Annotated in this window: 15 protein-coding genes; 9 read left to right on the forward strand and 6 right to left on the reverse strand. The window is 60.5% G+C overall.

From position 1 onward, the window contains the following. Positions 1-32: 32 nt before the first annotated feature. From AC0Z5Z_RS00135 to AC0Z5Z_RS00145, 3 genes are all read right to left on the reverse strand, one after another. Positions 33-1,157, reverse strand: a complete 1,125-nt coding sequence (locus AC0Z5Z_RS00135) for an ABC transporter ATP-binding protein (RefSeq protein ID WP_041476689.1) — start codon at positions 1,155-1,157, stop codon at positions 33-35. 333 nt (positions 1,158-1,490) lie between these two features. Next, positions 1,491-2,120 (reverse strand): response regulator, encoded by a 630-nt coding sequence (locus tag AC0Z5Z_RS00140; protein ID WP_003228820.1) that lies wholly within the window; start codon positions 2,118-2,120, stop codon positions 1,491-1,493. 84 nt (positions 2,121-2,204) lie between these two features. Beyond that, positions 2,205-4,601, reverse strand: coding sequence for a PAS domain-containing sensor histidine kinase (locus AC0Z5Z_RS00145; protein WP_485610552.1), 2,397 nt, complete (start codon positions 4,599-4,601; stop codon positions 2,205-2,207). Between the two features lie 73 nt (positions 4,602-4,674). Here AC0Z5Z_RS00145 and AC0Z5Z_RS00150 point away from each other — a divergent pair, with 73 nt between their 5' ends. Then, positions 4,675-5,661, forward strand: a complete 987-nt coding sequence (locus tag AC0Z5Z_RS00150; RefSeq protein ID WP_056786690.1) for an alpha/beta hydrolase family protein — start codon at positions 4,675-4,677, stop codon at positions 5,659-5,661. A gap of 123 nt (positions 5,662-5,784) precedes the next feature. Here AC0Z5Z_RS00150 and AC0Z5Z_RS00155 read toward each other — a convergent pair whose 3' ends face one another. Genes AC0Z5Z_RS00155 through AC0Z5Z_RS00165 form a run of 3 tightly spaced genes read right to left on the reverse strand, consistent with a single transcriptional unit; the run spans position 5,785 to position 8,241 of the window. Continuing rightward, positions 5,785-6,552: a TerB family tellurite resistance protein gene (locus tag AC0Z5Z_RS00155; protein ID WP_056786687.1), complete on the reverse strand. Its 768-nt coding sequence runs from the start codon at positions 6,550-6,552 to the stop codon at positions 5,785-5,787. Between the two features lies 1 nt (position 6,553). Next, positions 6,554-7,225 (reverse strand): N-acetylmuramate alpha-1-phosphate uridylyltransferase MurU, encoded by a 672-nt coding sequence (gene murU, locus AC0Z5Z_RS00160; protein WP_485610553.1) that lies wholly within the window; start codon positions 7,223-7,225, stop codon positions 6,554-6,556. Further along, positions 7,222-8,241 carry an aminoglycoside phosphotransferase family protein gene (locus AC0Z5Z_RS00165; protein WP_236167648.1) on the reverse strand — a complete coding sequence of 340 codons (1,020 nt, stop codon included), beginning with the start codon at positions 8,239-8,241 and terminating at the stop codon, positions 7,222-7,224. Before AC0Z5Z_RS00165 ends, murU begins: the two co-directional genes overlap by 4 nt. Positions 8,242-8,371: 130 nt before the next feature. Between AC0Z5Z_RS00165 and AC0Z5Z_RS00170 the strand changes: the two genes are divergently transcribed. The 8 genes from AC0Z5Z_RS00170 to AC0Z5Z_RS00205 all read left to right on the forward strand — a co-directional run bounded on the left by AC0Z5Z_RS00170 (position 8,372) and on the right by AC0Z5Z_RS00205 (position 18,226). Then, positions 8,372-11,170, forward strand: a complete 2,799-nt coding sequence (locus AC0Z5Z_RS00170) for an LPS-assembly protein LptD (RefSeq protein WP_485610554.1) — start codon at positions 8,372-8,374, stop codon at positions 11,168-11,170. Beyond that, positions 11,145-12,467 (forward strand): peptidylprolyl isomerase SurA, encoded by a 1,323-nt coding sequence (surA, locus tag AC0Z5Z_RS00175; protein ID WP_310219021.1) that lies wholly within the window; start codon positions 11,145-11,147, stop codon positions 12,465-12,467. Before AC0Z5Z_RS00170 ends, surA begins: the two co-directional genes overlap by 26 nt. Continuing rightward, positions 12,464-13,453 (forward strand): 4-hydroxythreonine-4-phosphate dehydrogenase PdxA, encoded by a 990-nt coding sequence (gene pdxA / locus AC0Z5Z_RS00180; RefSeq protein ID WP_406227690.1) that lies wholly within the window; start codon positions 12,464-12,466, stop codon positions 13,451-13,453. The genes surA and pdxA overlap by 4 nt, the downstream gene beginning before the upstream one ends. Next, on the forward strand, positions 13,450-14,268 hold the full coding sequence (rsmA, locus tag AC0Z5Z_RS00185; RefSeq protein WP_041476699.1) for a 16S rRNA (adenine(1518)-N(6)/adenine(1519)-N(6))-dimethyltransferase RsmA: 819 nt from the start codon (positions 13,450-13,452) through the stop codon (positions 14,266-14,268). Before pdxA ends, rsmA begins: the two co-directional genes overlap by 4 nt. A gap of 113 nt (positions 14,269-14,381) precedes the next feature. Beyond that, positions 14,382-14,762, forward strand: coding sequence for a Co2+/Mg2+ efflux protein ApaG (apaG, locus tag AC0Z5Z_RS00190; RefSeq protein ID WP_095181410.1), 381 nt, complete (start codon positions 14,382-14,384; stop codon positions 14,760-14,762). Continuing rightward, a complete protein-coding gene (locus AC0Z5Z_RS00195) occupies positions 14,762-15,643 on the forward strand; it encodes a symmetrical bis(5'-nucleosyl)-tetraphosphatase (protein ID WP_056786666.1) in 882 nt (293 codons plus the stop codon). Before apaG ends, AC0Z5Z_RS00195 begins: the two co-directional genes overlap by 1 nt. A gap of 34 nt (positions 15,644-15,677) precedes the next feature. Further along, on the forward strand, positions 15,678-16,007 hold the full coding sequence (gene glpE / locus AC0Z5Z_RS00200) for a thiosulfate sulfurtransferase GlpE (RefSeq protein WP_095181409.1): 330 nt from the start codon (positions 15,678-15,680) through the stop codon (positions 16,005-16,007). A gap of 296 nt (positions 16,008-16,303) precedes the next feature. Continuing rightward, the gene (locus AC0Z5Z_RS00205; RefSeq protein ID WP_016772892.1) at positions 16,304-18,226 is read left to right on the forward strand and encodes a PrkA family serine protein kinase; all 1,923 of its coding nucleotides are present in this window, start codon (positions 16,304-16,306) and stop codon (positions 18,224-18,226) included. The last annotated feature ends 88 nt before the right edge of the window (positions 18,227-18,314 follow it).

An 18,314-nucleotide genomic window follows, 5' to 3' on the forward strand; every position in this document is an offset into this window, starting at 1 on the left:
GTGCAGGGTTGGTGTTGGTATTGCCGGGGCGCTTAGTGCGCCTCTAAAAGCGGATCGAGCGCACGAACGTGCTCGACCTGCCAGCCAAGCGGTACCACGTCGCCGACGCTGAGCGCAGGATCGAGCTCGGCAATCGGTTGTTTCACGAAGAAGTCGGTCTTGCCGCAGACTTCCAGGCGCACCCGGACGTGGTCGCCCAGATAGATGAATTCCGCCACCCTCCCTGAGAAGCGGTTGACGCATTGATCGCTCGAACCGTTGAGGCTGACGCGCTCCGGACGGATCGACAGGGTCACCGGTTCGCCGGTCTGGCCAACGTTGACGGCCAGCGCCTCGACCTTTTCGCCACGGCCCAACTCGACCACACAGCGCTCGCCGCTCTGGCTGAGCAGGCGGCCGTTGAGGCGGTTGTTCTCGCCAATGAAGTTGGCGACGAAGGTGTTTTTCGGTTCTTCGTAAAGCGTGCGCGGCGGCGCAATCTGCTGGATCTCGCCTTGATGGAACACCGCGACGCGGTCGGACATGGTCAGTGCTTCGCCCTGGTCGTGGGTCACGTAGACCACGGTCACGCCGAGGCGCTGGTGCAGGTGCTTGATCTCCATCTGCATGTGTTCACGCAGTTGTTTGTCGAGGGCGCCCAGCGGTTCGTCCATCAGTACCAGTTGCGGCTCGAACACCAACGCGCGGGCCAGTGCCACACGCTGCTGCTGACCGCCGGACAACTGCGCCGGATAACGCGAGGCGAAGGCATCGAGCTGAACCATACTGAGGACTTTCTTCACCCGCTCGCTGACATCGCTTTTATTCAGGCCGCGCACGGTCAACGGGAAAGCAAGGTTCTCCGCGACAGTCATGTGCGGGAACAGCGCGTAGTTCTGGAACACCATGCCGATATCGCGCTTGTGCGGCGGCACGTTGTTGATCGAACGCCCGGACAGAAGGATTTCACCGGCGGTCGGCGTTTCGAATCCGGCGAGCATCATCAGGCTGGTGGTCTTGCCGGAACCGGACGGCCCGAGCAGGGTGAGGAATTCGCCTTTGCGAATGTCCAGGTTGAGGTCTTTGACGATCAGGTTCTCGCCGTCGTAGCTCTTCTGCACACCACGAAAGCTGACCAGCACATCACTGGTCCCTGCGCTTGTATCGACCTGGCTCATACCCACACCTTTGTTGTTGATGACTGCTTGTTCATCAAGCCTAGTGGCTGGCGGCGGCCACGCAAATCGGGGCGCAGGAGAGAATCGCTTAAGCGCAATGGAAGGTTGGGGGTAGGGATTGCCCTACAAGGATGGCGCGTTTGGGCAAACGCAGCGGCAAGGGGCAAGCTGCAAGCCGCTAGTAAAGGCAAAAGCGTCTGTCGCTAATGGATATGCCAACTCCGAACCTGTGGGAGCGAGCCTGCTCGCGAATGCGGTGGGTCATCAAACTGAATGGCTGACTGTTACGCCGCCTTCGCGAGCAGGCTCGCTCCCACATGAGGGCGGTGACGGTCAAAGGAGTTTGTGCTCCATCGCATATTTCACCAGCTCCGCCAGCGAGGTGATGTTGAGCTTCTGCATCAGCCGCGCCTTGTGCGTGCTGATGGTCTTGCTGCTCAAGGCCAGTTGCTGGGCGATATCGTTGACGTTGGCGCCTTGGGCCAGGCGTTCGAACACCGAGAATTCGCGTTCTGACAACAGCGAATGCAGCGGCCGGGTATCGGTCAGGCCGACTTCGAAGACCATGCGGTCGGCCAGTTCCGGGTCAATGTAACGCCCGCCCGCCGCAACTTTGCGGATCGCCGTGAGCAGCAGCGCCGGATCGCTGTCCTTGGTCGCATACCCGGCCGCGCCGACCTTCAATGCGCGCGCGGCCATTTGCGCTTCGTCGTGCATCGACAGCACCAGAATCGCCGGCGGATTGTTCAGTGCACGAATGCGCGGGATAGCTTCCAGGCCGTTGACGCCGGGCATGGAGATGTCCAGCAGCACCACCTCGCACGGCACGCTGCGCAGGGTTTCGAGCAGTTGCTCGCCATTGCTCGCCTCCCCCACCACTTGCAGATCCTTGGCCAAGCCGATCAGTTGCTTGATGCCCTCGCGGACGATGGTGTGGTCTTCGGCTACCAGTACACGGATCACGTTCTTCTCCAGATTTCAGGTACACACCAATCCCTGTGGGAGCGAGCCTGCTCGCGAAGGCGTCAGCACTCACAATACAAAACCTCAGACCTCACTTACCGGCACCCACACTTGAAGACTGGTGCCCTCCCCCGGCTCACTCACAAGCTCCAGCCGCCCGCCCATGATCAGCACCCGCTCACGCATACCGACCAGACCAAACGACGTCGGCCTACCCTCGGCCGCGACAAATCCTACGCCATCATCGCTGACCGTCAGGCACAATTCATCGCCATCCAGCGCCAGCGTCAACTCCACCGTATGTGCCTGAGCATGGCGCATCACGTTGGTCAGCGCTTCCTGCAGAATCCGGAACAGCCCCACCGCTTTGGCATCGCTGAGCGCCGGCAGATTGTCCGGCACCTGCACCAGACACGGAATCTGCGTGCGCGCCTCGAAACGCCGCGCCTGCCACTCGATGGCCGAGGCAATCCCGGCATCCAGAATCGGCGGACGCAACGCGGTCGCCACATCGCGCACCAGCTGAAATAACTGTGCGATCAGGCGCTTCATGCTGTTGAGCCGCTCGTTGAGTCCCGGATCGAGTTGCGCGTAGGCCAATTCGCACATCGATGTCTCCAGTTTCAGCACGGTGAGCATCTGTCCCAACTCATCATGGACTTCCCGGGCGATGCGCGCCTTCTCTTCTTCACGCACGCTTTCCAGGTGCGCCGACAGTTCGCGCAGTTGCTCGCGCGAGGCCGCCAGTTCCAGCTCGATGCGTTTGCTTTCGCTGATGTCCCAGACAATGCCGTCCCACACGTAGGCGCCATCCTCCAGCTGGCGGGTGATCGCCTTGATCTCGGCCCAGCGCTGCTCGCCCCGGCGCGTGACGATGCGGCCCTGCCACGACCAATCGCTGTCAGTGTCCAGCGCCTGATCCTGGGTACGGTGATAACTGGCCCTGTCATCGGGGTGCACCAGACTGCGCAGGCCCATGTCGCGATGGGCGATGGCTGCCGGTGCATAACCGACCAGACTTTCGCTGCCCTCACTGATGTAGGCAAAGTCGATCTGCCCGGTGACCGGTGCCCGCTCCAGCCTGAACACCAGACCCGGAACGTTGGCGGCGATGCCTTGCAGGCGCGCCTCGCTTTCCTGCAAAGCGGCGAGCGCGCGGCGGCGGTCGGTGACGTCGGTGAGGTAGACCACCAGATATTCACTGTCGCGAAAACGCAGAAAACTCAAAGACACGTCGGCCGGCAGTACGTTGCCATCGGCGCGCAGGCAGCTGGTTTCGAAGCTCAGCGGCCCTTCTTCACTGGCCCGCGCACGCTTCCACAGATTGAGCCAGCGATCCATGTGCAGGCCGGGCTCGAAATCGATCAGTGGCCGTTCGATCAGCCCGCCCGAGGGATAGCCGAGCATGTTTTCCGCTGCGCGGTTGGCGTAGCGCACATGGCTGTCCCAATTGACCCAGAGGATGCCGACGGTGCTTTGATCGATGGAAAACTGCGTCAGCCGCAGCGCCTCTTCACTGGCCGCGCGCAACGCAATGTCTTCGCGGGCGCTGAGCAGGCGTTGTTCGAGGCTGTGCTGTTGGCGCCGCTGCCAGACCACGATGGCCGCGCAACTGAGCAGCATCACCGCGAACAACAGGCTGAGGTTCTGCCAGAACCCCGGCGACTCGGTCAGCCGTGGGTATTTCGGCTGCAGCCATTGGTTGTGCAGTTGTTCCAGATCCTTGGCCGGTATTGCGCGCAAGGCGCTCTGGACGATGCCGGCCAGTTCCGGCCAATCGCGCCGCGAGGCCACGCGCAGCAACTGCGGCAGGCCGATATCGCCGACCACCACCAGTTCGGCAAACTCCGGCTCCACCGACAGACGCCCCAACTGCGCTTCGTCGACCACCGCGTAGGAGGCTTGCTGACTCAACAGCAGCTGCAAGGCCTGACGCTCCAGCGGCACGCCTTGCAGATTCAAGTGCGGATAGTTGCTGCGCAGATAATCGGCGGTGCTGCTCGGCATACGCACGGCGACGCGGGTCTGGCTGTCGAGTTTTTCCAGATCGACCGCGCCGCTGCTTTTCTGATCGCTGACCACCAATTGCGGGACGCGCATGTACGGGTCGGAAAACTGCCAGAGACGCAGCGCGCTGGGTGTCTGGCTGAGGCCCGGAGCGATGTCGATCTCGCCCTCGCGCAAAGCGTTTTCCAACTGCCCGAGATCCTGAAAGTTGCGCCAGCTCAGTTCCACGCCGAGGGTTTTGGCCAACAGTTTCATCAACTCGACATTGGCCCCGGACAATCGCTGCAGGCGCCGATCGTAGGTCGCGTAGGGCGCCTGCAAGACCAGGCCGACGCGCAATTCGTTGTGCTGCGCCAGCCATTGCTGCTGCTCTGGCGACAATTGCGCGGCATGGCCCGGCGGCGCAGGCGCCGCCCAGCCCATCAAGGGAAACCACAAACAGCCGATAACCCACAGGCAGCAAAATCGCTTCATTGAAGTCTCATACACTGACAAATTCTGACCAACCCATTAGGCTGCCGGGATACTTTCTGGCCTGGAATAACCGATGCCCTCTGTCTACCGCCTGGCACTGCCAGCATTGTGCCTGTCGCTGATCCTGCCTTGTGCGTTTTCCGCCGAAGCCGCCGACCCGGCGCCCGCCGCCACGGATAAACCCGCCGAGGAAAAACCGGCCGAGCGCCAGCCACTGCTTGAGCGTAGTCAGGAAGAGGCCGCCGCACTGCAACGTAAACTGCCGGCGCAAGAGCAGCAACAACTGCAGGCTGGCAGCGACACTTTCCTCGCCCTGTGGAAACCGGCCAACAGCGCCGAACCCAAAGGCGCGGTGATCATCGTTCCCGGTGCCGGCGAAACCGCTGACTGGCCGCAGGCAGTTGGCCCGTTGCGAGGCAAATTGCCGGATGCCGAGTGGAGCAGCCTGAGTATCACCCTGCCGGATCTGCAAAGCGACGCCATTGCTCCGCGCGTAATCGAACCGGCCGCCGCGCCGAAAGCCCCGGAAACCACAAGCAAAGACGCCACCACCGCACAACCGATCGAACAGGCCGCTGGCGGTGAAGCGGAAGTCGCCGAACAGGTAGTGGCCGAGACCAGCGAAGAACAAACCAAAGCCGACGCCGAGCGCATTTTCGGACGGATCGACGCGGCGATTGCCTACGCCGAACAGCAAAGCGCGCGCAGCATTGTCGTGCTCGGTCACGGCACCGGTGCCTACTGGGCGGCGCGTTTTCTCAGCGAGCGACAAACGCCGCAGGTGGAAAAACTGGTCATGGTTGACGCGCAAGCACCAGCCAAAGCCCTGCCGCCACTCGCCGAACTGACGCCGACACTGAAGCTGCCGACGGTGGATATTTTCTACATGGACAGAGCGCTGGATCGCAACGCAGCGCTGGAGCGCATGCAAGCGAGCAAGCGCCTGAAGACCTCGGCGTTCAGCCAGGTGGCGCTGAAGGTGTTGCCGGACAAGAAGGCTGAGCAGGAACAGTTGTTTCGGCGGGTGCGGGGCTGGTTGAATCCTCAGGCTGTTGACTGACTGTCACACCGAATCGCCCTTAATTCGCGAGCAGGCTCGCTCCCACATTGGATCTATGCACAATTCAATGTGGGAGCGAGCCTGCTCGCGAAGGGGCAAGCACAAGCAACACCCATCTAACTTCTAGCGAAAATCCCGCCGCTCGCGAATCAGCGTATAGGCGCTATGCAGTTCCCGCGTACGCTCGGTCGCGTCACGCACCTGCGCCGGGGTCGCGCCGCTGCCGGCGATTTTGTCCGGGTGATGGCGACTGAGCAATCGCCGGTAAGCGCGCTTGATCTGTGCCGGCTCGCTGCTCGCCGACACCCCAAGCAGCTTCATCGCCTCCTGATAGCTCACTGCCGCACTGACGATCGGCCGCTTGCCCGGCTCGTAATCGCTGGCCAGCGCTTGCACCTGCTGCGACGTCCAGCCGAGCCACTTGCCCCACTGCGCCAGCAACTCGCGTTCGCTGACCCCGGCGCGACCATCAGCCCAAACCATTCGCCAACAGGCGCGCAACACACCTTCGGCCGCGTGCGGTTGCGCACTCAAACGACGCAGATAGCCGCGCAGATTGTCGCTGCCGGACTTGCCGCGATTGAACGCGGCAATCGCCCGTCGAGTCGCCGGTTCGCTCATTTCCAATGCGCGCATTTCATTGCGCGCCTGCTGGATATGCCCGTCAGTGACGCGCCCGTCGCTCTTGGCCAGACGCCCGAGCAACACGAACAGCAATTCATCGTTGCGCAGCATCGGCCGGCCACCGAGCTTTTCGCGTAAGTGTCCCCAGCTTTGCAAGTGCAGGCGCCGATCCAGCGCCTGCCCCAACAACGCCCCAAGCATGGCCCCCGGAATGCTGGCAATCGCGTACCCCACTCCGGCTCCAATCAGAGTCCCTGGCCACAGCATCTCAGTGACTCGCTTCTATCAAGGCTTCGGCTTCGGCCAGACGCTCGTGGGTACCGACATCCACCCAATGCCCCTTCAGGCGCTCGCCCGTCACTTCACCTTTGGCCATGGCCTTGCGCAGCAGCGGCGCGAGCTTGAATGCGCCATCGCTGCAACCATCGAACAACTGCGGATGCAGCACGGCGATGCCGCTGTAGGTCAGCGTCTGCGCATCAGGCTCGCCGTCCTGCACTTTGCCGTCGATGAGAGTGAAGTCGCCTTTCGGGTGATGCGCCGGATTGTCCGCCAGCACCAGATGCGCCAGGCCATTGATCGGCTGGTGCAGCACGCTGAAGTCGTAATCGGTCCAGATGTCGCCGTTGACCACCAGAAACGCATCGTCACCTAGTAACGGCAGCGCACGGAAAATCCCGCCACCGGTTTCCAGCGGCTCGCCTTCCGGCGAGTACTGGATGCTCAGGCCGAAACGCGAACCGTCGCCCAGATGATCCTCGATCTGCTGACCAAGCCAGGCGTGGTTGATGACGATTTCGTTGAAACCTGCGGCCGCGAGGGCGTGCAGGTGATACTCGATCAGCGGCACGCCAGCGGCCTGCACCAGCGGTTTCGGCGTGGTCAGGGTCAGCGGGCGCATGCGCTCGCCTTTGCCCGCCGCCAGAATCATTGCCTTCATGCCGTCGCTCCAGCACGCAAGCTGCTGAACAGCGCTTGCAGCTCCGCCAGTTCAGGACGGCGGACGATCACTGCTTCTATATAAGAGAAGAAGCGCGGCACATCGGCCAGATAACGCGGCTTGCCATCGCGATGGCAGATACGCGCGAAGATGCCGATGACTTTCAGGTGACGTTGCACGCCCATCAAGTCGCTGGCGCGCAGGAAGTCTTCGAAATCAGCTTGCACCGGAATGTCCAGTGCCGAGGCTTGCTGCCAATAACTTTCCAGCCAGCCGCGTACACGTTCTTCCGGCCAGCTGAGGAAAGCGTCCTTGAACAGGCAAGTCACGTCGTAGGTCACCGGGCCGTACACCGCGTCCTGGAAGTCCAGCACGCCAGGGTTCGGCTCGCTGAGCATCAGGTTGCGCGGCATGTAGTCGCGGTGCACCAGCACTTTCGGCTGCGCCAGCGCGCTGTCGATCAAGAGCTCGCTGATGTGCTGCCACTGTTGCTGCTGGGCCGCATCGAACTCGACGCCCAGCTCATGCTTGACGTACCACTCGGGGAACAACTCAAGCTCACGACGCAACAAGGCGACGTCGTAACTGGGCAACGGCGCAACCATCGGCAACTGTTGAAAAGCCAACAGCGCTTGCAGGGCATCGTGGAATAACGCGTCGGCATTTTCGCCATCGATGACGTCGAGATAGGTCTTGTTGCCCAGGTCATTGAGCAAAAGAAAACCGCGTTCGAGGTCTTCGGCGTAAATTTTCGGCACATTAATTCCGGATTTCGCCAGCAAAAAAGCGATATCCACGAACGGTTTGCAGTTTTCCTGGGGTGGCGGCGCGTCCATCACGACGAAGCTGCGACCATCGCCCTCCCAGCGGAAGTAGCGGCGGAAACTCGCGTCGCTGCTGGCCGCGGTCAACGTGGCCGGGGGCACGGTGCCCCAGCCCTGCTCGGCAAACAGCTTTGCCAACTGCTCATCGAGCCAAACTTTCAGGTGTTGCAAGCGTACATCTTGGTCAGGCATTGCAAGGGTCTCCGACGGCGCTAGCCGTCAAGCGGGTCATGCTTTATTATCCAGCATCTTTTTCAGACCATCGAGAGGCGTGCGGCCCACACCGCGGGCAGATGGCACGCAGGAAGCCCGGACTAATAAGATGGCATTGAAATCCCCCGCGTTTCGTAAAAAATTTCCATTGTTGGTAACCGGCAGTCTGCTGGCTATGCAACCTCTGGCCAGTCAATTCGTTGTTGCCGCCGAGCAGTATGACTGCTCCGTCTCGGCTACGGGTGGCTGGGACTGTGCGCCCAAGTCGCCCGCCGCGGCATTGCCGCCGCGCCCGGTGCATGACGGCAGTGCCGTCAGCGCCGCCGGCGAGCCTGCGGCCGACAAGGGTTCCGACGCCGACACTGGCGCGAAAACCGCACTGGTCACCGAGTCCAAGGGCCGCGGCCTGAAATCCCGTAGCGAAGACTACAGTCACCTCGACTGGGTTCCGCGCGAGAAGCTCACCGCCGCCCAATTGGCCGAGACCGGTCCTTACTGCTCTGGTTCCTATATCGAACCGATTCGTCCTGGCATGAATGACAAGACGAATAAAAGTGACGCGCCGACCTTCATCGGTGCCAAAGCGTCGCGTTACGAGCAGGACACCCAGGTCGCCAGCCTTGCCGGTGACGTGATCATGCGTCAGGGCAGCATGCAGGTCGAAGCCGACGAGGCCAATCTGTATCAGGCCGAGAGCCGTGGCGAACTGGCCGGCAACGTGCGCATCCGCGACAACGGCGCGCTGATCGTCGGCGACCACGCCGATGTACAGCTCGACACTGGTGAAGCCAAGGTCGACAACGCCGAATACGTGATGCACAAATCGCGCATCCGCGGTAACGCGCTGTATGCCAAGCGTGCCGAAAACGCGATCATCCGCTTGAAGGACGGCACGTACACCACGTGCGAACCGAACAGCAACGCGTGGCAGCTCAAGGGCAACAACATCACCTTGAACCCGGCGACCGGTTTCGGCACCGCGACCAACGTGACGTTGCGCGTCAAAGACATCCCGATTCTGTACACCCCGTACATCTACTTCCCGATCGACGACCGTCGCCAGTCAGGCTTCCTGCCGCCGACCATCGGTTCGGGCAGCGACACCGGCTTCATGCTGGTCACCCCGTACTACTTCAACCTGGCGCCGAACTATGACGCCACGTTGTACCCGCGTTACATGAGCAAGCGCGGCATGCTGGTGGAGGGTGAGTTCCGCTACCTGACCAAGTCGAGTGAAGGTCAGTTCGGTGCGGCGTACCTCAATGATGAGAACGACGATCGCAAGCTTCAGTCCGACTACAAAGACACTCGCTATATGTACAACTGGCAGCACAAGGGCGGGCTCGATTCCCGTGTGCTCACAGAAGTTGATTACACCAAGATCAGCGATCCGTATTACTTCCAGGATCTGCAGACCGATCAGATTGGTGTGAAGAGCGATGATTTCGTCAATCAGCAGGGTGCGGTCAGCTACCGTGGCGACAACTACACCGCACGCCTGAATGCTCAGCAATATCAGCTGGCTACCGTTTCCAACATCACACCATATGGTCGTCTGCCGCAGATCACCTTCAATGGTCAGCTGCCGTACCATCCGGAAGGTCTGAATTTCGATTACGAGACCGAGCTGGTTCGTTTCGATCGCGATCTACGTGATGGCGACTTCATCAATGAAGATGGCATTGCCGAACGTCGTCTGGACACAAACATCAGCGGTCTGGCCCGCGCCAACGGTGATCGCCTGAATCTGAAGCCGGGCGTCAGCCTGCCGATGAACTGGACGTATGGTTTCCTCAAACCATCGTTGAAGTATCAGTACACGCAGTATCAGCTTGATCTGGATAACACCGGCAAATCCCAGATTGATGCGCTGTCGCCGGAAAACCAGAAGCTTTATGGCAAGTTCGACAGCAACCAGAGCCGTGGCGTCCCGATTGCCAGCATCGACAGCGGCCTGTATTTCGATCGCGATACTTCCTACTTCGGCAAGAATTACCGCCAGACTCTGGAACCGCGCCTGTTCTACCTCTATGTTCCCGAGACAGATCAGGAAGACATTCCAGTATTCGACACCAGCGAATATACCTTCAATTACTCTTCGCTGTTCCGCGACAACCGCTTCTCCGGCGCCGACCGTGTAGGCGACGAGAACAAACTATCGCTGGGCGTTACCAGTCGCTGGATCGAAGAAGACGGGTTTGAACGTCAGCGCATCAGCGTGGGCCAGGCGTACTACTTCAAGAACCGCGAAGTGCAATTGCCTGGTATCGATGCGAAAACTCGTGAAGACTCCAAATCCAGTGTTTCGCCGTACGCGCTCGAATATGAATACCGCTGGAACCGTGACTGGCGCGCCACTGCCGATTACAACTGGGATCCGGACAGCCGCAGCCCGCGCTCCGGCAGCGCGATGTTCCATTACCAGCCTGCGGACAACCCGAACAAGGTCATCAACGCCGGTTACCGCTATCGCAACGACCAGGTTCGATACGATCAGAATACTGGTCAATGGTCGGTGGGCGGCGGCGACTACGGCACCCCGGGTCAACCTGGCTACGTGAAGGACTACTACAAGATCCAGCAGCATGACTTCTCGGTCATCTGGCCGATCGTTCCGCAGTGGAACGCCATCAGTCGCTGGCAGTACGACTACAACCGCAATCGCACGCTGGAAGCCTTCGGTGGTTTCGAATACGACAACTGCTGCTGGAAACTGCGCCTGATCAACCGTTACTGGGTCGCCTATGACGAAAACAGTCAGAACGCCCCGGAAAACGAAAAAGGCGACCATGGCATCTTCCTCCAAATTGTTCTGAAGGGACTCGGCGGCCTGACTGGCGCCAAGGTAGAGAGCTTCCTCGACAAAGGCATTCAAGGTTATCGTGAACGTGAAGACCAAGCTTTCTGATTGTCTGCGCCCGCTGCTGCTGGGCGCGCTGTTCCTGGGTACGGCGGCCAACGCCGCCGTACAGTCCATCGATAAAGTGGTGGCGATCGTCGATAACGACGTGGTCATGCAGAGCCAACTGGACCAGCGCGTTCACGAAGTTCAGCAGACCATCGCCAAGCGCGGTGGCGGTCTGCCGCCTCCGGGCGTGCTCGATCAGCAAGTGCTCGAGCGTCTGATCGTCGAAAACCTGCAACTGCAGATCGGCGAACGCTCGGGCATCCGCATCACTGACGAAGAGTTGAACCAGGCTGTCGGCACCATTGCTCAGCGCAACAACATGAGTGTCGATCAGTTTCGTGCTGCGCTCGCTCGTGACGGCCTGAACTATGACGACGCCCGTGATCAGATCAAGCGCGAGATGATCATCAGCCGTGTGCGTCAGCGTCGTGTGGCGGAGCGTATCCAGGTGTCCGAGCAGGAAGTGAAGAACTTCCTCGCCTCCGACCTCGGTAAGATGCAGCTGTCCGAAGAACTGCACTTGGCCAACATCCTGATTCCGACCCCGGAAAGCGCCAACTCTGAAGCCATTCAGAGCGCTTATCGTCAGGCGATGGATGTATACCAGCAGCTCAAGCAAGGCGCCGACTTCGGTCAGATGGCCGTGGCCAAATCCGGTAGCGACAACGCGCTGGAAGGCGGCGAGATGGGCTGGCGTAAAGCCGCACAACTGCCACCTCCGTTCGATCGTGAGCTGAGCAGCATGGCGGTTGGCGACATCACTCAGCCTGCGCGCACGCCGGGCGGCTTCATCATTCTGAAGCTGCTGGGCAAACGTGGCGGCGAAGCGCAGATGCGCGACGAAGTGCATGTCCGCCACATCCTGGTCAAGCCGAGCCCGATCCGCGACGAAGCCAAGACCAAGGCACTGGTGCAATCGTTGTATGACCGCATCACCGCCGGCGAAGACTTTGCCGAGCTGGCGAAAAACTACTCGGAAGACCCGGGTTCCGCCCTCAACGGCGGCGACCTGAACTGGATCGACCCGAACGTGCTGGTACCGGAATTCCGCGAAGTGATGGCTTCGACCCCACAAGGTCAGCTGTCCAAGCCATTCCAGACCCAATACGGCTGGCACGTGCTGGAAGTCCTTGGCCGTCGCGCCACTGACGGCACCGAACAGGCCCGTGAGCAGCAAGCCATGACCGTACTGCGTAACCGCAAATACGATGAAGAGCTGCAAACCTGGCTGCGTCAGATCCGTGACGAAGCGTACGTAGAGATCAAACTCCCTGGCGCAGACCAGGCAGCGCAGTGAAACCCACGCGTTTCGCGCTGACACCCGGCGAACCAGCCGGCATCGGTCCCGACCTGTGCCTGCTGCTCGCCTCGCAAGCCCAGCCACATCCCCTGATTGCCATCACCAGCCGCGACCTGCTCCTTGAGCGGGCCGCGCAGTTGGGGCTGGCCGTCAATCTGCTGGATGTCGCGCCGGGTCAGTGGCCAGATGTTCCAGCACCGGCCAACAGCCTGTACGTCTGGGACACGCCGCTCAGCGCACCGGTAATCGCCGGGCAACTGGACAAGGCCAACGCGGCATTCGTCCTCGAAACCCTGACCCGCGCCGGCAACGGCTGCCTGAATGGCGACTTCGCCGGGATGATCACCGCGCCGGTGCACAAAGGTGTGATCAACGAGTCGGGGATCGCGTTCTCTGGACACACTGAATTTCTCGCCGACCTGACGCACACCGCGCAGGTAGTGATGATGCTGGCCACTCGCGGTTTGCGCGTGGCGCTGGTCACCACCCACCTGCCCCTGCGCGAGATTGCCGACGCGATCACCCCTGAACGGCTCGAGCGAGTGACGCGAATCCTGCACGCCGACCTGCAAGACAAATTCGGCATCGCCCGGCCACGCATCCTGGTCTGCGGCCTCAACCCGCATGCCGGTGAAGGCGGCCACCTGGGCCATGAAGAAATCGACATCATCGAACCGACATTAGAGCGCCTGCGCGGCGAGGGCATGGACCTTCGTGGCCCGCTGCCTGCCGACACTCTGTTTACCCCCAAATATCTGGAGCACTGCGACGCAGTGCTGGCGATGTACCACGACCAGGGCTTGCCCGTGCTCAAGTACAAAGGCTTCGGCGCTGCCGTCAACGTGACGCTGGGCCTGCCGATCATCCGCACCTCGGTCGACCATGGCACCGCCCTGGATCTGGCCGGCAGCGGCAGGATCGACACCGGCAGCCTGCAAGTCGCCCTGGAAACCGCCTACCAGATGGCCGAGACCCGTTTATGAACGAGCAATATCAACACAAGGCGCGCAAACGCTTTGGTCAGAACTTCCTGCACGATGCCGGCGTTATCGACCGCATCCTGCGCTCCATCCATGCCAAGCCTGACGATCGCCTGCTGGAAATCGGCCCCGGTCAGGGTGCGCTGACGCAGGGCCTGCTCGGCTCCGGCGCGCAACTCGACGTAGTGGAACTCGACAAGGATCTGATCCCGATCCTCAATCAGCAGTTTGCCGGCATGAGTAATTTCAACCTGCATCAGGGCGATGCGCTGAAGTTCGACTTCAATACGCTGAACGCCGCACCGAACAGCCTGCGGGTGGTTGGCAACCTGCCGTACAACATCTCCACGCCGCTGATTTTTCATCTGCTGAACAACGCCGGCATCATTCGTGACATGCACTTCATGTTGCAGAAAGAAGTGGTCGAGCGCCTGGCCGCAGGCCCGGGTGGCGGTGACTGGGGTCGTCTGTCGATCATGGTCCAGTACCATTGCCGCGTGGAACATCTGTTCAACGTCGGCCCGGGCGCATTCAACCCGCCGCCGAAAGTCGACTCGGCGATCGTTCGTCTGGTGCCCCACGCGGTACTGCCGCACCCGGCCAAGGATCACAAGTTGCTGGAGCGCGTGGTACGCGAAGCCTTCAATCAGCGCCGCAAAACCTTGCGCAACACCCTCAAGCAATTGCTCAGCAATGCCGAAATCGAAGCCGCCGGCGTCGATGGCAGCCTGCGTCCCGAGCAACTGGATCTGGCTGCATTCGTGCGTCTGGCCGACCAGCTCGCGATACAGGTCCCGGCAGCTCCCGCCGCCGACTGACCCGCGATGAACGCTATCGGGCAGCACACCACTCTGGTTTACTGCCCGATACTTGCCTAGACTGATTCCCCATCAGCTACGCCCCGCGTTCCGCTTCATTAAGGCCTTCTTGCATGTCCGATTCCCGTTATCAGGTCGATGTCAGCGTCGTCACCCGCTATCTGCCAGACCAATCGCAACCCGAACACGACCGTTTCGCCTTCGCCTACACCATCACCGTACAGAACAACGGCAAGGTTGCGGCCAAGCTTCTGTCCCGGCACTGGGTGATCACCGATGGTGACGGCCATGTCGAACACGTGCGCGGTGAAGGCGTCGTCGGCCAGCAACCGTCGATCGATGTAGGCAAGAGCCATGTCTACACCAGCGGCACAGTGATGACCACCAAGGTCGGCACCATGCAGGGCACTTATCAAATGCTCGCCGACGACGGCAAACATTTCGATGCAATCATTGAACCGTTTCGCCTCGCCGTGCCCGGAGCCCTGCACTGATGACGACGTATGCCGTCGGTGACCTGCAAGGCTGCCTCGAACCGCTCAAGTGCCTGCTCAAACAAGTTGCCTTCGACCCGGCGCTTGACCGGCTGTGGCTGGTCGGCGATCTGGTCAACCGTGGCCCGCAGTCGCTGGAAACCCTGCGTTTTCTCTTTGGCATGCGTGAGTCGCTGGTCTGCGTGCTCGGCAATCACGACCTGCACCTGCTGGCCGCCGCGAAGAAGATCGAGCGTTTGAAGAAAAGCGACACACTGCGCGAAATCATCGAGGCCCCCGATGGGCCGCAGCTGATGGAATGGCTGCGCCAGCAGAAGCTGATGCATTACGATGAAACACGCGATGTTGCGATGGTCCATGCCGGCATCCCGCCGCAGTGGTCGCTGCGCCGTGCGTTGAAGTGCGCCGCCGAAGTCGAGACCGCCCTGCGTGACGACAACGTATTCCCCGCCTACCTTGACGGTATGTACGGCAACGAGCCGGCAAAATGGGACAACGACCTCAAAGGCATTGATCGTCTGCGAGTGATCACCAATTACTTCACACGCATGCGCTTTTGCACCGCCGAGGGCAAGCTCGACCTCAAAAGCAAGGAAGGCCTCGACAGCGCCCCACCCGGCTACAAGCCGTGGTTTCAGCACAAGGAGCGCAAGACCAAAGGCCTGCGCATCATCTTCGGTCACTGGGCGGCGCTCGAGGGCAATATCCACGAGCCGGGCATTTCCGCGCTGGACACCGGATGCGTATGGGGCGGCAGTCTGACGCTTATGAACGTCGACAGCGGCGAACGCCTGTCATGCAAATGCGACGAGCACGGCGGACTTGCGCCATCAGTCGCCCCACTCACCCCTAACGATTCGCCCGTCAACGCCTCGCGTTAGACTGCGCCTTCAGTAGAGCAACAGGTACTTTGTCATGACCGAATTCAAACGAATCCCCCCGGAACAGGCGCAGGCCCTGCGTGAACAGGGCGCAGTCGTAGTCGACGTACGCGATCCGGCGACCTTTGCCGCGCTGCACATCAGCGGCTCCAAACATCTCGACAACCATTCCCTGCACGCTTTCATTCAAGGCGCCGACCTCGATGCACCGACCGTCGTGGTCTGCTACCACGGCAATTCCAGCCAGGGCGCAGCCGCCTATCTGGTCAGCCAAGGCTTCTCCGACGTTTACAGCATGGACGGCGGCTTTGAGCTGTGGCGTACGACTTATCCGTCGGAAACCGCGCAAGGCACCGCCGAATAATTTTTTTGCGCAGCGCAGGCCCCGGCTGCCGTGGGCCTGCGCGCGGCAGACGAACGGTCTGCCACAACTAATTACGTATCTCGCCTTTACCTCTCGAATTCCCAACTATCCTTAAGCGCAGGCCATCCAAAACAGGGGAGAGCCGGTACACCGGCGCGCGGGTCATCGGGAGTAGCTTTCGCGGTTTGTCGACCGTGGGAGAATTCTGGGGGGTAAACAGCAGCTGCCACAGCGACTGCTGCCAGCATCGACTGAGTGATCCGGCGTCGGCTCCACGTATCGAGCGAGGTGACGTCATGAGTATCTTTAGCCACTTCCAACAACGCTTCGAATCCACACGCCAGGAAGAACTCTCTCTGCAGGAGTACCTGGAGCTGTGCAAAAACGATCGCAGCGCCTACGTTTCCGCCGCCGAACGTCTGTTGATGGCGATCGGCGAACCGGAACTGCTCGACACTTCGACCAATTCGAGGCTGTCGCGCATCTTCTCCAACAAGGTGATCCGCCGCTATCCGGCCTTTGAAGACTTCCACGGGATGGAAGAATGCATCGACCAGATCGTCTCGTATTTCCGCCACGCCGCCCAAGGCCTGGAAGAGAAGAAACAGATTCTTTATCTGCTCGGCCCCGTCGGTGGCGGTAAATCGTCCCTGGCCGAGAAGCTGAAACAGCTGATGGAGAAAGTGCCCTTTTATGCCATCAAGGGCTCGCCGGTCTTCGAGTCGCCTCTGGGTCTGTTCAACGCCACCGAAGATGGCGCGATCCTCGAGGAAGATTTCGGCATTCCACGGCGCTACCTGAACACCATCATGTCGCCCTGGGCGACCAAGCGCCTGGCCGAATTCGGCGGCGACATCAGCCAGTTCCGCGTGGTCAAGCTGTACCCATCGATCCTCAATCAGATTGCCGTGGCCAAGACCGAACCCGGTGACGAGAACAACCAGGACATCTCGGCGCTGGTCGGCAAGGTCGATATCCGCAAACTCGAAGAATTCCCACAGAACGACGCTGACGCCTATAGCTACTCCGGTGCGCTGTGCCGGGCCAACCAGGGCTTGATGGAATTCGTCGAAATGTTCAAGGCGCCGATCAAGGTGCTGCACCCATTGCTGACTGCTACCCAGGAGGGCAACTACAACAGTACCGAAGGCCTCGGCGCGATTCCGTTTACCGGCATCCTGCTGGCTCACTCCAACGAATCGGAGTGGCACACCTTCCGCAACAACAAGAACAACGAGGCGTTCATCGACCGGATCTACATCGTCAAAGTGCCGTACTGCCTGCGCGTCAGCGACGAAGTGAAGATCTACGACAAACTGCTTTTCAACAGCTCCCTGTCCAAGGCGCACTGCGCACCGGACACCCTGAAAATGCTCGCGCAGTTCACCGTGTTGTCGCGCCTCAAGGAGCCGGAAAACTCCAACATCTATTCGAAGATGCGCGTCTACGACGGCGAAAACCTCAAGGACACCGATCCGAAGGCCAAGTCAATTCAGGAGTACCGCGATTCGGCCGGCGTCGACGAAGGCATGAACGGCCTGTCGACCCGCTTCGCCTTCAAGATCCTCTCCAAGGTGTTCAACTTCGATCCGCATGAAATCGCCGCCAACCCGGTGCACCTGCTCTATGTGCTTGAACAACAGATCGAACAGGAACAGTTCCAGGCCGAAACCCGCGAACGCTACCTGCGCTATCTGAAGGAATACCTGGCGCCGCGCTACATCGAGTTTATCGGCAAGGAAATCCAGACCGCTTATCTGGAGTCCTACAGCGAATACGGCCAGAACATCTTCGACCGCTACGTGCTGTACGCGGATTTCTGGATTCAGGATCAGGAGTATCGCGACCCGGAAACCGGCGAGATCCTCAACCGCGTGGCCCTGAACGAAGAGCTGGAAAAAATCGAAAAACCGGCCGGAATCAGCAATCCGAAGGATTTCCGCAACGAGATCGTCAACTTTGTCCTGCGCGCCCGGGCCAACAACAACGGCAAGAACCCGACCTGGCTCAGCTACGAAAAACTGCGGGTGGTCATCGAGAAGAAAATGTTCTCCAACACCGAAGACCTGCTGCCCGTCATCAGCTTCAACGCCAAGGCCAGCAAGGAGGATCAGCAGAAACACAACGACTTCGTTACGCGAATGGTTGAACGTGGCTACACCGATAAACAGGTACGCCTGCTGTCCGAATGGTACCTGCGGGTCCGCAAGTCGCAGTGAGGCAGCTGCAAGCTATAAGCCACAAGCTGCAAGAACAAAGCGTGTGAACCCTGAAACACGGGCATTCGCTTCCACTTGCAGCTTGCAG

The organism is Pseudomonas sp. 1L-E-NC-VB-C3, from assembly GCF_057291535.1.